Origin of the sequence: Paraflavisolibacter caeni (genome assembly GCF_025628885.1) — a bacterium.
Classification (GTDB): domain Bacteria; phylum Bacteroidota; class Bacteroidia; order Chitinophagales; family Chitinophagaceae; genus Flavisolibacter; species Flavisolibacter caeni.
Window position 1 is genome coordinate 67,540 of record NZ_JAOTIF010000006.1, and the last position, 14,710, is coordinate 82,249.

The 14,710-nt window shown below is 39.0% G+C and carries 16 protein-coding genes; 14 read left to right on the forward strand and 2 right to left on the reverse strand.

All coding sequences use genetic code 11. The annotated features are described in order from the left end of the window. Window positions 1-27: 27 nt before the first annotated feature. The 5 genes from secY to OCK74_RS10405 all read left to right on the forward strand — a co-directional run bounded on the left by secY (window position 28) and on the right by OCK74_RS10405 (window position 6,196). Window positions 28-1,371: a preprotein translocase subunit SecY gene (gene secY / locus OCK74_RS10385; RefSeq protein ID WP_279296967.1), complete on the forward strand. Its 1,344-nt coding sequence runs from the start codon at window positions 28-30 to the stop codon at window positions 1,369-1,371. A gap of 96 nt (window positions 1,372-1,467) precedes the next feature. Then, window positions 1,468-2,268, forward strand: coding sequence for a type I methionyl aminopeptidase (map, locus tag OCK74_RS10390; RefSeq protein WP_279296968.1), 801 nt, complete (start codon window positions 1,468-1,470; stop codon window positions 2,266-2,268). A gap of 9 nt (window positions 2,269-2,277) precedes the next feature. Further along, a complete protein-coding gene (locus OCK74_RS10395) occupies window positions 2,278-3,567 on the forward strand; it encodes a BaiN/RdsA family NAD(P)/FAD-dependent oxidoreductase (RefSeq protein ID WP_279296969.1) in 1,290 nt (429 codons plus the stop codon). Window positions 3,568-3,627: 60 nt separating this feature from the next. Then, window positions 3,628-4,716, forward strand: coding sequence for an LptF/LptG family permease (locus OCK74_RS10400; RefSeq protein ID WP_279296970.1), 1,089 nt, complete (start codon window positions 3,628-3,630; stop codon window positions 4,714-4,716). A 154-nt stretch (window positions 4,717-4,870) separates the two neighbouring features. Then, window positions 4,871-6,196, forward strand: coding sequence for a citrate (Si)-synthase, eukaryotic (locus OCK74_RS10405; RefSeq protein WP_279296971.1), 1,326 nt, complete (start codon window positions 4,871-4,873; stop codon window positions 6,194-6,196). Window positions 6,197-6,387: 191 nt separating this feature from the next. Here OCK74_RS10405 and OCK74_RS10410 read toward each other — a convergent pair whose 3' ends face one another. Beyond that, window positions 6,388-6,732 carry a response regulator gene (locus tag OCK74_RS10410; protein WP_279296972.1) on the reverse strand — a complete coding sequence of 115 codons (345 nt, stop codon included), beginning with the start codon at window positions 6,730-6,732 and terminating at the stop codon, window positions 6,388-6,390. A gap of 366 nt (window positions 6,733-7,098) precedes the next feature. Here OCK74_RS10410 and OCK74_RS10415 point away from each other — a divergent pair, with 366 nt between their 5' ends. The 4 genes from OCK74_RS10415 to OCK74_RS10430 all read left to right on the forward strand — a co-directional run bounded on the left by OCK74_RS10415 (window position 7,099) and on the right by OCK74_RS10430 (window position 8,677). Further along, window positions 7,099-7,356 carry a YtxH domain-containing protein gene (locus OCK74_RS10415; protein WP_279296973.1) on the forward strand — a complete coding sequence of 86 codons (258 nt, stop codon included), beginning with the start codon at window positions 7,099-7,101 and terminating at the stop codon, window positions 7,354-7,356. Between the two features lie 50 nt (window positions 7,357-7,406). After that, entirely contained in the window at window positions 7,407-7,748 is a 342-nt protein-coding gene (locus tag OCK74_RS10420) for a phage holin family protein (RefSeq protein ID WP_279296974.1), read from the forward strand. Next, entirely contained in the window at window positions 7,741-8,241 is a 501-nt protein-coding gene (locus OCK74_RS10425; protein WP_279296975.1) for a hypothetical protein, read from the forward strand. The genes OCK74_RS10420 and OCK74_RS10425 overlap by 8 nt, the downstream gene beginning before the upstream one ends. Window positions 8,242-8,425: 184 nt before the next feature. Further along, entirely contained in the window at window positions 8,426-8,677 is a 252-nt protein-coding gene (locus OCK74_RS10430; RefSeq protein WP_279296976.1) for a hypothetical protein, read from the forward strand. A 70-nt stretch (window positions 8,678-8,747) separates the two neighbouring features. Here OCK74_RS10430 and OCK74_RS10435 read toward each other — a convergent pair whose 3' ends face one another. Beyond that, window positions 8,748-8,915 (reverse strand): DUF1328 family protein, encoded by a 168-nt coding sequence (locus OCK74_RS10435; RefSeq protein WP_279296977.1) that lies wholly within the window; start codon window positions 8,913-8,915, stop codon window positions 8,748-8,750. A 363-nt stretch (window positions 8,916-9,278) separates the two neighbouring features. On the opposite strand from OCK74_RS10435, the gene OCK74_RS10440 reads away from it, so the two are divergent. From OCK74_RS10440 to OCK74_RS10460, 5 genes are all read left to right on the forward strand, one after another. Then, on the forward strand, window positions 9,279-9,476 hold the full coding sequence (locus OCK74_RS10440; protein ID WP_279296978.1) for a hypothetical protein: 198 nt from the start codon (window positions 9,279-9,281) through the stop codon (window positions 9,474-9,476). A 252-nt stretch (window positions 9,477-9,728) separates the two neighbouring features. Then, complete coding sequence (gene rpoN / locus OCK74_RS10445) at window positions 9,729-11,150, forward strand: RNA polymerase factor sigma-54 (protein WP_279297105.1); 1,422 nt, start codon at window positions 9,729-9,731, stop codon at window positions 11,148-11,150. Between the two features lie 74 nt (window positions 11,151-11,224). Continuing rightward, window positions 11,225-12,703 carry a sigma-54-dependent transcriptional regulator gene (locus tag OCK74_RS10450; RefSeq protein WP_279296979.1) on the forward strand — a complete coding sequence of 493 codons (1,479 nt, stop codon included), beginning with the start codon at window positions 11,225-11,227 and terminating at the stop codon, window positions 12,701-12,703. A gap of 2 nt (window positions 12,704-12,705) precedes the next feature. Continuing rightward, window positions 12,706-13,230 (forward strand): hypothetical protein, encoded by a 525-nt coding sequence (locus OCK74_RS10455; RefSeq protein WP_279296980.1) that lies wholly within the window; start codon window positions 12,706-12,708, stop codon window positions 13,228-13,230. 4 nt (window positions 13,231-13,234) lie between these two features. Then, a complete protein-coding gene (locus OCK74_RS10460) occupies window positions 13,235-14,680 on the forward strand; it encodes a hybrid sensor histidine kinase/response regulator (protein ID WP_279296981.1) in 1,446 nt (481 codons plus the stop codon). Window positions 14,681-14,710 lie beyond the last annotated feature (30 nt).

Consider the following 14,710-nt stretch of genomic DNA (forward strand, 5'->3'; position numbering starts at 1 on the left):
TTCTGTACTGTAAACTCTCATCATTCTGTGAAGAAATTAATTAAAACATTAAAGAATATCTGGAGCATAGAGGAACTGCGCAACAAAATCCTTTTTACACTGCTCCTTTTATTTATTTATCGGGTGGGAACACATGTTGTTTTACCTGGTATTGATCCAACAAAGCTTGAACAACTTGGTCAGTCAGCAAGCGGTGGTATTCTTGGCCTTATTGATACTTTTGCGGGCGGAGCCTTCTCTCAGGCTTCAATCTTTGCATTGGGTATTATGCCTTACATCTCCGCTTCAATCTTTATGCAGTTGATGACAGTTTTGGTTCCGCAGTTCCAAAAAATGCAGAAAGAAGGGGAAAGTGGTCGTAAAAAGATCAACCAATGGACTCGCTATTTAACCGTTGCGGTAACCATGGTTCAGGGTTCTGCTTATGTTGCTTACCTGCGACAAATGACTGCTCAATCCGGTGGAATTATTGAAGGATATGCAAGTTATTTCTGGATATCTACTGTCGTTTTATTGACGGCTGGAACTTTGTTCGTGATGTGGTTGGGTGAAAAAATTACTGATAAAGGGCTTGGTAATGGTACCTCTCTGATTATCATGGTGGGAATCCTGGCACGTCTGCCTCAATCTTTCATGCAGGAACTGGCAAATAAATCAGTTCGTACAGGACAAATACTGGTATTTATCATCGAAATAGCGATCCTGATCGCTATCATTATGGGTTGTATCATGCTGGTTCAGGGGGTTAGAAAAATACCTGTAAACTATGCTAAGCAAATCGTAGGCAATCGCCAGTTTGGTGGTGCTCGTCAATTCCTGCCAATTAAAGTAAATAGCGCAGGCGTTATGCCGATCATCTTTGCCCAGGCTGTTCTTTTCCTGCCTACCTTATTTAATTTGACAGGAACTGCTACAGGACATGGTATAGCTGCCATGTTTACCGACCACTCTAACGTTTGGTATATGGTAATTTATTCTGTGGTTGTTATTGGATTTACATATTTGTATACCGCTTTGATTTTTAATCCTAAGCAAATAGCTGATAACTTAAAGCAAAACAACGGCTTTATTCCTGGAGTAAAACCCGGTCAACCCACTGTCGATTACATAGGTGCTGTAATGGATAAAATTACTTTGCCCGGCGCTATCTTATTGGCTTTGATAGGTATCTTACCTGGGATTGCTCAATTGCTTGGAGTAACCCATGGCTTTTCAACTTTCTTTGGTGGTACTTCATTGTTGATTATGGTGGGCGTTATTCTTGATACACTCCAGCAAATCGAAACGCAACTATTGATGCGACAATATGATGGATTAATGAAAAGCGGCCGGATCCAGGGAAGACAAACTGTAACTCAAGCTTCATATTAAGTTTGTAATAAAGAGTACTAAAGAATAGATTAATAAGTATTTTCATAAACAAACGAACCTGGTAGGCTTGCTTACCAGGTTTTTTTATAATATAATATGGTTCATATCAAAAATCCGCAGGAAATTGAATTAATGCGGGAGAGTGCACAATTGGTAAGTAAAACACTTGCTGAAGTAGCTAAGATCCTTAAGCCTGGAATTACAACTTTATCTCTGGATAAAATGATTGGCGATTTTATCAAGGATCATGGCGGCGCTCCTTCCTTTTTAAATTATCATGGCTATCCTTTCAACTCCTGCATTTCTGTAAATGATGTGGTAGTTCATGGTTTTCCAAATGGTAATGAACTGAAAGTAGGGGATATTGTTTCTGTTGACATAGGCGTGTACAAAAATGGATTTCATGGAGACCATGCATATACCTTCCTGATTGGAAAGCCCACTGATGATATCTTACAACTGGTAAAAATTACCAAAGAATCTTTGTATAAAGGCATAGAAAAGGCTATTGAAGGAAACCGCATTGGTGATATTGCCTTTGCCATCCAAGAGCATACTGAGAAGAAACACGGCTATGGAGTGGTTCGGGAACTTGTAGGGCATGGACTTGGCCGACAACTTCACGAAGATCCGCAGGTACCGAACTATGGCAAACGAGGATCAGGGCCAAAGTTGAAGTCTGGACTTGTATTGGCTATAGAGCCTATGATCAATTTAGGTAAAAAAGAGGTCTATACAGATAAGGATGGTTGGACTGTTAGAACAGCTGATGGCAAGCCTTCAGTCCACTTTGAACATGATGTTTGCATAAGAAAAGGAAAAGCTGATGTGCTTTCTGATTATGCTCCAATTGAAGCTGCTGAGAAGAATAATGAGAACTTATTTGCATGCCCATAATTGTGTGCTATGCATCAGGAAAATTCTAACCTAAGCGGGCGTGTTTTGGTAGTAATAGGAGGAGGGGCTGCCGGCATTTTTTGTGCAGTCAATGCAGCAAGGCTCCATCCAGGCTTACAGGTTTTAATAGTTGAAAAGACGAATAAGATTTTATCTAAAGTAAAGATTTCGGGGGGAGGGCGCTGTAATGTTACACATGCTTGCTTCGAGATCTCCGAAATGAGCAAGCGTTATCCCAGGGGACAAAACTTTGTCAAAAAAACTTTCCATAGATTCTTTACAAAAGATACCATCAAATGGTTTGAAGATAGAGGTGTAAAACTAAAAACAGAAAGGGACGGAAGAATATTTCCGGTGACAAATTCATCTCAGTCAATTATTGATTGTTTGTTACAGGAAGCTGACAGGTATGGTGTTCAAATAATAATGCAGGCTGAGGTAAAAGATCTGAAATATGATGCCGGGACATTTAAACTCATCCTGGGAAATGGGCGGCAACTGACCGCTGATTTGCTGTGTATTGCTAGTGGCGGATATCCTAAATTGTCCATGTTCGACTGGCTGAGAGATGCTGGTCATACAATTGCAGAACCTGTACCCTCGCTCTTTACATTCAATTTGCCGAAACATCCCATTACAGAACTGATGGGAGTAAGTACTGAAAAAGCTCGCGTGAGAATTGAAGGTTCAAAACTCACAGAAGAAGGTCCAGTTTTAATTACTCATTGGGGATTAAGTGGGCCTGCAATCTTAAGGCTAAGTGCCTGGGGCGCTCGCGAATTGGCCGCTAAAAATTATGCTTTTAAAGTACATATAAACTGGTTGCCCCATTTTAATGAGAATAATTTGAAAGAAGAATTCAGGAGCTTTAGAAATCATTTGAGTACAAAGAAGGTCACCAATCATAATTTTACAGATCTGCCTGCCAGGCTGTTTTTATACCTGCTCCACCAGTCAGGCGTTTCTGATCATTTTCGTTTTGCAGATCTGCCATCAAAAGTGGAAAATGCTTTGATTCGGAACTTAGTTGACTATGTTGTGGAAGTAAAGGGGAAAACAACCTTCAAAGAAGAGTTTGTGACCGCAGGAGGCATAATGTTATCAGAAGTAGATGCAAATACGATGATGAGCAAAAAGCAGCCAAATTTATACTTTGCAGGAGAAGTTCTGGACGTTGATGGTATCACTGGCGGATTCAATTTTCAGCACGCCTGGACTAGCGGTTGGATAGCAGCAAATAGCCTTGGCAACTGTTTTCAGCAAGCTAATTCGATCATAGAGAAACCAAAGTTTAAATAAGATAAAACTTATCATTTCTTTACACCTCCTTTTGTTTTTTATACTTTTATTTCGCAGAAGATGAAAAAAATCGATTGGTATATTCTAGGCAAGTTTGTCGTTACATTTATCTTTTGCATGTTGCTGTTTACGGTAATTGCAGTGGCTGTTGACAGTAGTGAAAAAGCTGAGGATTTCCTTAGAACAGGCCTCAGTTCTTACGATATTGCAGTTAAGTATTACACAGGCTTTATCCCTTATATCTGGAGCTTTCTGTTTCCATTATTTGTTTTCATCGCTGTTATATTTTTCACTAGTAAGATGGCTTTACGTTCCGAAGTGATAGCCATATTGGCCAGTGGAACTTCTTACAACAGATGGTTAAGGCCCTATATGATTGGCGGTTTATTCTTTGCTATTGTGCTTTGGTTTGGTTACCGGTATGGTATTCCCAGGGCAAATGTGATCCGGAGCGATTTTCAGACAACCTATCTTGATAAGGGCGATCCTTATAAAAGCCTGAATACCCAATATTCTTTCTATTTACGAATTGATACCAACACCTATGTGGGCCTGCGCTATTATGATACAGGCTCTAAAACTGCTACAAACTTTTTCTTGGAACGAATCCGCGATGGAAAAGCTTTTTATAATCTTCGGGCAGATAGAATGCAGTGGGATACAGCGAAAAAAAACTGGAAGCTATATGGTATCGTCGAGCGCAAAATTGATAGCATGAAAGAAGAAGTTGCGTATTTGCCTGAAAAGAATATGAAGTTGAACTTAAGTCCGTCAGAACTGAGAAAAGACGAGTATTTGAAAGATAAACTAAGTACTCCAAAATTGGTTGCATATATAAAAAGAGAAGAATTAAGAGGTACAGAGGGATTAAACACATTAAAGGTAGAAATGTACCGCCGTACAGCCACGCCTGCTTCCGTTGTACTATTGACTTTGATCGGAGCCGTTGTTGCTGGCCGTAGAACAAGAGGGGGGAGTGGCTTACACCTCGCTATTGGAATTATTATCGCTGCTGTTTTTATTTTATCCGATCGATTTTCTACCGTATTTTCAATCAAAGGAAATTTTCCTCCTTTATTAGCAGCCTGGATGCCTAATATAGTATTTTCCTTTGTCGCTTATTATTTATACAGGAAAGCACCAAAATAAGAGTTTCATGCACATATTACATACAAAGAATGAATACTATGTCGGGTTATAAAAGATATTAATGTGTGTTTTTTTTGCATCAAGGTCATCATTATATAACTTAGCGTCCCTAATTAGTAAACTATTCCCTTAAAATAACCAAAAGTGAAATAAAATGGGTTCCCTAAAAGCAAGGTTTAAAGAAAAAGCAGATTCGCTTGCCATTGAGATCAAAGACATCCTCAAAACGCATGGCAACAAAGTAATTGGGGAGGTACAACTGTCACAGATTTACCAGGGCATGCGTGGCATCACTGGCTTAGTTTCTGAAACTTCTCTTTTAGATGCCCAGGAAGGGATTAGGTTTCGTGGCTACTCCATTCCGGAACTTCAGGAAAAGTTGCCAAAAGCAGAAGGGGGCAGTGAGCCTCTTCCTGAAGGACTGTTTTACCTGATGTTGGTTGGTGATCTTCCTAGTGCGAATGATGTGGAACTGGTGACAAGTAACTTACAAAGACGCAGTCACGTGCCAAACCATGTCTTCGACACAATTGAAGCCTTACCTATTAATTCCCATCCAATGACCCAGTTTGTAGTGGCAATTATGGCTTTACAGACGGAAAGTCATTACCAAAAGCGTTATGCGGCAGGCATGAACAAAAAAGATTATTGGGATGCCGTCTTTGATGATGCAATGGACCTGATAGCTCGCTTGCCACGCATTGCAGCGTATATCTATCGCCGCAAATACAAAAATGGCGAACACATTCAACCAAATGGTTTACTCGATTGGGCAGGTAACTTTGCTCATATGCTGGGTTATGATGATGAAGGTTTTATGGAGTTGATGAGGCTTTATATGACCATTCATGCTGACCATGAAGGAGGTAATGTTTCTGCCCATACAACACACTTGGTAGGTTCTGCTTTGAGTGATCCTTATTTAAGTTTCGCTGCTGGTATGAATGGATTGGCTGGTCCGCTCCACGGTCTGGCGAATCAGGAAGTAATTAAGTGGATCTTTGAAATGCGTGAAGAATTAAATACCGAATCCCCATCCAAGGAGCAAATTGCAGAATATGTTCGTAAAACTTTGACAGCAGGTAAAGTAGTACCAGGCTATGGTCATGCTGTTTTGCGTAAAACAGATCCTCGTTTCACAGCCCAAATGGAATTTGGTAAGAAACATATGCCAGAAGACCCGCTGGTTAAAACGGTTTGGAATATTTATGAAACCGTGCCGCCAATCTTACAATCTTTAGGTAAAATCAAAAATCCTTGGCCAAACGTAGATGCGCATAGTGGTGCCTTACTGGTACACTACGGCATGGTAGAGTACGACTTTTACACAGTGTTATTTGGCGTAAGCCGTGCTTTAGGTGTTCTGGCCAGCTTGTGTTGGGATAGAGCATTAAGTTTGCCAATCGAGCGTCCAAAGTCAGTAACAACCGATCTGGTAAAAAGCTGGCTGAAAGGAGAAGGTGAAATTTGGGGTGAGTAAAAAAACACCCCCAGTCACACTCCTGCCCCCTAAAGGTGAGGGCAGCGCTGCAAAGCCTTGGCTATATTAGATTTATATAAGAAAAGCCCTCAATATTAAAGTTGAGGGCTTTTCTTATAATGTACCTGTTAAAAGTCTTTGTGCGTTGGCAGTTCTCCGCCTTAGGCGGATTAGGGGTATGACTGGTATGCTTAAAAAAAATTATCCAGTGCCTTAAGACTAATAGGCTTCTCCCAAATAGTTAATTTGGCGCCATCCAACTCGTCTGGCATTGATGGGCGAAACGCACTGATAAGGTGGTATTGTATGTTTGGATACTTCTGGTACATTTCAGGTAATTTATCCCATCCAAGTCCATCCGGAAGGTTATAATCAATTAATAAATAATCTGGATGAATTTGGCTAAGACGGATCATACCGTCATTTAAAGTATGAGCAATATGAACTTCATAGTTTTTACGGATAAAATATGCCTTCATTAACAAACATAGATCTACTTCATCATCTATTATTAAAACTTTTTTCCTTTGCGTCATATAGTTCATGGAGTTAATAGGGTACCGTAATTTTCATACCAAAACCTGTGCAAAGAAATGAGTATTAATCGAATTTCAAAGATGAACGACCTATTTGTCTTAATCTCAGCCAATAAAGAGCAGCTGGCCATCAAATTTCCTCTTAAATACTTTCTTAAAAATTTAATTTATTCCTGCTTTTTCCCTGGCAATAGCTGATTAGGGTACTTACAAATTCATTTATTTTTAATTGGCAATTCATTCAATTTTCTTGTAGAGTTTTTTACACAGGATGATAAGAAGTATTTATCAAGCTCAGGCATTTTTTCTGGTACGATTATTTAAAATATTCAGGAAAGCTATTGCTTAACCTTAAATATTTAAATCATGACTACAAGAACTAAATTAATTCTGGGAATTTTCGGAGCCGCTGCAGCGGGCGCTGCCTTAGGGATGCTTTTAGCACCTGACAAAGGTTTGCAAACCCGTAAGAATATATCTAAAAAAGCAGGAGACTGGGCAAACCAATTATCTGACCTTTTTGCCAGTGCAAAAGAAGAAATAGCCAATATGAAGAAAAAAGGTGCTAAAATGACCAGTGAAATGGCCGAACGTTATAGTGGAGCCGCAGATAATTTTAGCTAAAATTCTAGCAGGTCTCTTGACCTGCTATTTTCTTTTCAAACATTTTCATTATGGAAGAATTGAAATCTAGTGTCAGGGACTTAAAAGAGCACGTTAGTGATTATGTAAAGACTTATTCAGAATTAGCAAAAACCAAAGCTACCATAGGGGCTTCTAATGCCGCCGCCGGGGCTGCCATTGGTATTGCAACGCTCTTCTTTTCTTTTTTCTTTCTACAGTTTATCTTTTTCGGTCTTGCCTGGTGGTTAGGTACTCTGATAAATAGTACGGCAGGAGGATTCTTTATTGTTGCCGGATTATTCCTGCTAATCGTAATTTGTATTTTCGCCCTGCGTAAAAAAGTAATTGTTCCTTGGATCCGTAATACAATCATTAGTAAAGTATATGAATAGCACCATTCGCACATACGAAGACCTTTTAAAGGAGCAGCAACGGTTAATAGGCATTATTAAAACCCAGGAAGAGCTCATACGTAAAGATATTGCCGGTGTAAAGGAAGGTTTGAAACCCTTCAATAAAGTAGCAAGGCAAATCAACAATATAGCTACGCGTGATAATACAGCTCCTTTAATGAACTTCGGATTAGAGTTCGGTGTTGATCTGCTGCTCCGCAAGTTTATTTTGGCCAGGTCCGGATGGTTTACAAAGATCATCATCCCATTCCTGGTTAAAAATTATTCCTCACATATTATCGGCGAAGAAACGCGGCTATTTATATTCCAGAAAGTGCGCAATTTCTTCCAAAAAATTAGGCCCCATGCATCACCTGAGGCATATGCCACTTCAGAAGCTCCGCCAGCATCAGGTATGCAGGAAAAACAGGATGATTTTACCGCCAGAACTTCTGATTTATTTAAGGATGAGGAGTCCAGGAGAGATACTTAACAAAAGCAGAATACCAAACAAATAAATGAAGGCGGCTTTTTGTCGACATGCGCGATGATCCCATTAAGATTTTCTCATTGTTCATAATGACATTGTTTTGATACCTCAACTGTATCTTGATATAAGCTTAGGTACAATTTTTTCCCATTATATGTGATGTAACATCAATCTAAAATGTACAATTATGAATAAGTATGAAAATAACGGCCAGGCTCAATCCGGCGTGGCATACTTGTCAGAATTTCAGCCACCCGACCCCACAAAAAAGAGAGAGCGCAGTGAAGACTCTCTGGAAAATGCAAATCCTGCTGATAGCAGAGCTGATGAAAAAGTTATTGTAAATGAACAGGCAGGTAATAAAACCGTTAATGCTCCTTCCCAAACAGCAGTTAATACAAGTGAAAACGAAAGTTCGGATGAGGACACAGTATATTGAGGCATTTCATTATAAAAAAAGGTGCAGTTTGCTGCACCTTTTTTTATTTCCTGATGATAATTTTAATTTGTTAATCAACTCTGCGGAATCCGCCTGCTATCAATGACAGTACAAAAAGTACTAAGAAAATATAGAACAAAATTTTCGCTATAGAGGCTGCTCCAGCAGCAATACCTCCGAATCCAAATATAGCTGCAATAATAGCAACTACTAAAAAGATGATTGTCCAACGTAACATAAGTATAGGTATTTTAAGGTTAACAATTCATGGTTCAATAATTAAAGAATTGTACCATTTTCTTTATATGCAACAATTTCTTTGCGCAGCGCTTAAATGCAGTGGTTATTGAGGAAATAGTTCTACTAATGAGCTTAGTGAAAATGATCTATTTAATTGCCCCACTTTACGCAATATTATCAATGATTAGTAAGCCTGAACTGAAAATATACACAAGTATTGAATTTTATAAACTACTTATTTACTGGAGAACCCTTTTGTACAACTTTTTTAAAATTGGTATAATATTTTGAACTTAATAGGAATAGAAATGTCTTGTCCAATCAATTTCTAGAATTTTTAATGGTTTAAAATTAGAAAGCCATGATGAAAACCGAACAAGCAGGAAGAGAACCTGGCACAATAATACGCCAGGCTTTTATTGCAGATAAGCCTGTAATGCCCTCAACAGCTGAACATGAAAAGCTGGTGCGCAAGTCGGCAGACCCTTCGTCAAGTACAAGAAATAACCGGTATCCGGTTCCTTCTTTTTTTGAGCAGAGGCTTCAGAGAGCCGAATAACTTTAGAGATATACAATTTTATAAACTCGGCAAAGTGCTGGGTTTATTTGTTTTTGGCAATAGTTGAAATTGGTGTTTCGTGGAATTCATTCCCCAAAAGTTGAGCTTACGTAAAATTCGATTTAGTAATTTAGATAGAAAGATGCAAGACTCTGCAATAACTAATTGAAAATCAGTCAACATTAATTGTTTACTATTTTGTAAATTTTGGTGTTTCAGTTGTTTATTAAATAGTAAGCCAAAATAAAAATGATGATCAATCAGCGCTTAGCTCAGAAGCAACGGCTTAAGATTTTACCACAACAAATTCAATTGCTTAACTTCTTCCATTTGAATACATTAGAATTAGAACAACGTATTCAACAGGAACTGGAGGAAAATCCGCTCCTGGAAGATCAGAAAAATGAATTTGAGCCGTTAGCAGAAAAGTTTAATAAAGACTCGGTTCAGGACTTTCAGGATTGGGAGGAATATGGCTACGATGATATACCTGACTATAAAATGGAATATTGCAACTATCTGCACAACGAAAAACTTCCTGAACGGCCAATTGTAAATCAGTTTGACTACCGTAAAGCCTTAAAGGAACAGTTTAAACTGAGTTGCGATGATGAAACAGAAATAATGCTTGCCGAATTCGTGATAGATTCATTTAACGACCACGGGATAATGGAACAATGTCCCGACGATTTGGCTGAGGATATTTCGTTCCGGATCAATAAGTGGATAGAGGCAGAACAAATTATAGAAATTATTAAGAAAATTCAGGAACTGGAGCCCGTCGGGGTTGGTGCCCGGAGCATCCGTGAATGTTTGTTGATTCAGCTTGGTCGCATGAATACCAAACGGCCTGATGTTAAAATGGCTATTAAGCTACTGGAGGAACATTTTACGGATCTTCACAACCGTAATATGGATAAAATTAAAAGCCACTTGAAGATTGATGATGAGGAAATGAAAATAGTTCTAAAACTTATTGCTTCATTAAAAATGAAACCAATATGTGAAGAACAGGAATCATTGATCGCTAATCAGAATATATTGCCAGATTTTATAATAATCCGTAATGGAGACGATATTGAAATTCAATTGTACAGGCATCGCTCTGAAAGTTTAAATATTAACTCCACATGGAAACAAATGGCTGACAACCACACTCAGATGAATACGGATAAATCTGCAGTGCAATACTTGAAAAACAAATTACAGTCAGCACAATGGTTTATACATGCCGTTCAGCAACGCGAAGCAACCATGTTGAAAATCATGAAAGCCATTGTCAAAATACAACATGAATACTTTTTAACAGGGGATATCAATTTGCTGAAACCGATGATTTTGAAAAATGTAGCCGAAATGGTTGGAGTTGATATCTCAACGGTATCTCGTATTACGTGCAACAAATATGCAGAAACACCGTTTGGATTGATATTATTAAAAGATCTCTTTACAGAAGGAATCGCCAATGAAAAAGGTGAAGTTATTAGCAACCGTGTGATTCAATCTGCTATCGAGGACGTAATTCAAAGTGAAGACAAGCATAATCCATATACAGATCAGCAATTGGTGACTATATTGTCACAAAAAGGTTTTTCTGTGGCCCGGCGCACAGTTGCCAAATACCGCGAGCAATTACAAATTCCTGTATCTCATGTGCGTAGTTTATGGGCATAGTTTCATTACTTGATAATTTTATTACTTTAGTAACAAGCAATTAGAATATTAACGAACCATAGAAATCTAGCAATATGCAAACAATTCTTATTATTGATGATGACAGAGACATGTGTCTGCTGTTAAAACGTTTTTTAACCCGCCACGGCTACGAGGTATTGGAAGCTTATAATGGTAAAAAAGCCCTTGAAATCCTGGATGAAACCGAACCTGCTTTAGTAATGTGTGATTTTCGTCTTGAGGATATGGAAGGCAATGTATTGCTAGGAAAAATTAAAGAAAAGTATCCGGCCCTCCCTGTAATTATTATTACTGGATATAGCGATATCAAAATAGCTGTAGAAGTAATGAAAATGGGTGCGTATGACTATATAACTAAGCCGCTCTTCCCTGATGAAATTCTTGTGACTATTAAGAAAGCATTAGAAACACCATTTGCCGGCGAATCTAAGCAGGTTGTACCACCAGTAAAGGAAAATGCAACGCCACCTCCTGCTGTAAAACAGGTACCTTCTAAAATCATACATTCTGGTGAATATATTTTTGGAGATTCTTCAGTGTTCAGAGCTCTTTTGCAACAGATCGATCTTGTCGCACCCACTAATTATACCGTAATTATATACGGTGAAAGTGGAAGTGGTAAAGAGGCAATCGCTCAGGAAATTCATAAACGCAGTAAGCGTAAAGGCAAACCTTTTGTGGCCATTGATTGTGGATCACTTTCAAAAGAATTGGCTGGTAGTGAACTGTTCGGTCATGAGAAAGGCTCTTTCACCGGTGCTTTGAACCAAAAAATAGGCAGCTTTGAAATTGCCAATGGTGGCACGATCTTCCTGGATGAGGTTGCCAACCTTTCGTACGATATTCAGGTTTCTCTGCTGCGTGTAGTGCAGGAACGGAAAATGCGCAGGGTAGGGGGGACAAAGGATATAGATCTTGACGTTCGCATTATTGTTGCCAGCAATGAAAAACTCTGGGAGTCAACTCGAAAAGGAAAATTCCGTGAAGACCTTTACCATCGTTTTAATGAATTTACCATCGATGTGCTGCCTTTACGCCAGCGGCCTGAAGATGTGATGCTATTTGCCAATCACTTCCTGGAACAAACCAATCAGGAGCTTGGAAAAAATGTAAAACGCTTCAGCGATGAAGTCGAGCAAATCTTTAAAACTTACGTTTGGTATGGCAACCTTCGCGAGTTGAAAAATGTGATCAAAAGAGCGACCTTGCTTACAGATGGAGAACAAGTTGAAGCAACTTCCCTTCCATTTGAGATATCTCATCACAACAAGCTCCAGTTTGAGAGTCAGCCCGAAACCACAGTGAGGCCAGCAACGCCACCTACAATAGTTAGGGAAGAAGTAGTTGAAACTCCGCGAGGGATTTCTGAAACGACACTGAAAGGGGCAAGCATTGATGCTGAATACGAAATGATATTGAAAGCCTTAAAGAAAGTGAACTTCAATAAAAGCAAAGCAGCAAAATTGCTCAATATTGATCGTAAGACATTATACAATAAAATGAAACAATATCAGGAGTTTAATAATCAATAGTCATGAGTTGGGATAAAGAAAATTCTGTATCCAAAAACTATCCTCAAGGGCATCCTGGTCAAAGCTATAGGGTTCAATTCATGGAAAAGCAGGAAAAGGTAGTAGATCTGAACCTGCTTTTAATAAGTAATTGGAAACGTTTTGAGAAAAGCATTGTTCAGCAAATGGCTGCCCGGCTCGATCCATTGCCATTAGTCGAGGGCGATGAAACACAATGGCATTTTGTTATTGATGGTCTTCTAACCATGATCATGAAACACCCTCCAAAAGGCTTCTTTTTCCTGCACATAAAATGTGATCCATATACTGTAAGCACATCAAATGTAAGGTTAAAAAAAGGCTTTAGGAATTTTCAAATAGATTTCAATACCAATATAACAGTCAACGAAAGTTGGATTCAATTGTATAACAACAAATTAAAAGAAATAGAATTGACAGTCGACGCTTTAAAAGGCTCCTTTGCTTATAATCGAGATGTAGAAAATGGCTGTTTATTTTCAATCACCTTACCCGGAAAACAAGATTAAGCCAATGTCATCCTTTAACAATAGCCACATTAGAATCTTGATAATAGATGATGATGAGGACGACTTTTTTATCACTTCCGATTTATTAAAGCAAATTCAAGGTTATCTTTTTCAAATTGACTGGTGTTACAAATACAGCGATGCGGTTGAGCAGCTGATGGACCCACACTACGATATTTACTTTGTTGACTATCGCTTGGGTGCTAAAACTGGGTTGGACTTTCTGAAACAGGCAGTGTACATGGGTGTACAGGAACCAATTGTATTACTAACTGGCAAGGGTAACAGGGAGATTGATATTGAAGCAATGCAAATGGGGGCTACCGACTATCTTATAAAGACAGAATTGACCATTGATAAATTGGAAAGATGCATCCGCTATGCATTGGAACGTACATCCTACCTGAAAGCATTGCGTGAAAATGAAAAGAAATACCGGAATATTTTTGAGCTTTCAAAAGATGCGGTATTCATTGCTGATAAAAACCTGTTGTTCAAAGATTTCAACCAGGCTACCTCCGACCTGTTGGGCCATCCAAAGGAAGAGCTCTTGAACATGAGCTTATATAATGTCATTGATGGAGAGGCTTCAAAGAGACTCCTGGAAAAGATTCTTTACGAAGAAGCTGAAATAAATGACCTGGAACTGGAATTTCAGACAAAAGTCGGAGAAAAGAAAAGTTGTATTCTTTCAATTACAGCCACACCTAGTGCACAGGGGCAAACCTATTACCAATGCCTGGTCCATGACATTACAACCCTGAAAAGGGCAGAAAAAGCAAATCTCCTGGCCGAAAAACTGGCAGCCACAGGGCGCCTTGTCCGTACGTTGGCACATGAAGTGCGCAATCCCCTCAATAACATCAACATGTCCGTTGAGCAATTAAACCATGAAGCAAAAGATGAAGAGGAAGGATTATACTTGGATATTATACAACGCAACAGTAAGCGTATTGGTGACCTGATTACAGAATTGCTGGACTCTTCAAGACCAACAGAACTTACATTCGAACGCACAACCCTGCAATCTGTAATGGACGACAGCGTTGCTGACGCCTTGGACCGCATTACACTCCAACGCGTCAATATGCAGATTCGCTATTGTAACGAACCTTGTTGGGTTATGGCAAATAGGGAAAAGCTGAAAATTGCTTTTTTGAATATTATTATCAATGCATTAGAAGCTATGCTGTCAAATGAGGGAGAGCTGGATATTGAAATTGAAAGTGTAAATGTGATTCACAAGATCACTATTCGCGATAACGGCTGTGGCATTCCGGAGGAAAATTTATCGCGCTTGTTTGAGCCCTACTTTACATCAAAACGTAACGGAATGGGACTTGGCCTGGCCTCTACTTTGAATATTCTTCAAGCGCACAAAGCGCATATAGACGTTTCATCTACAGTTGGAGAAGGAACAACATTTGTCATTACATTTCCCACAGCATAAACGCAACTAAAAAGGAGGTTAGCTTTAAAG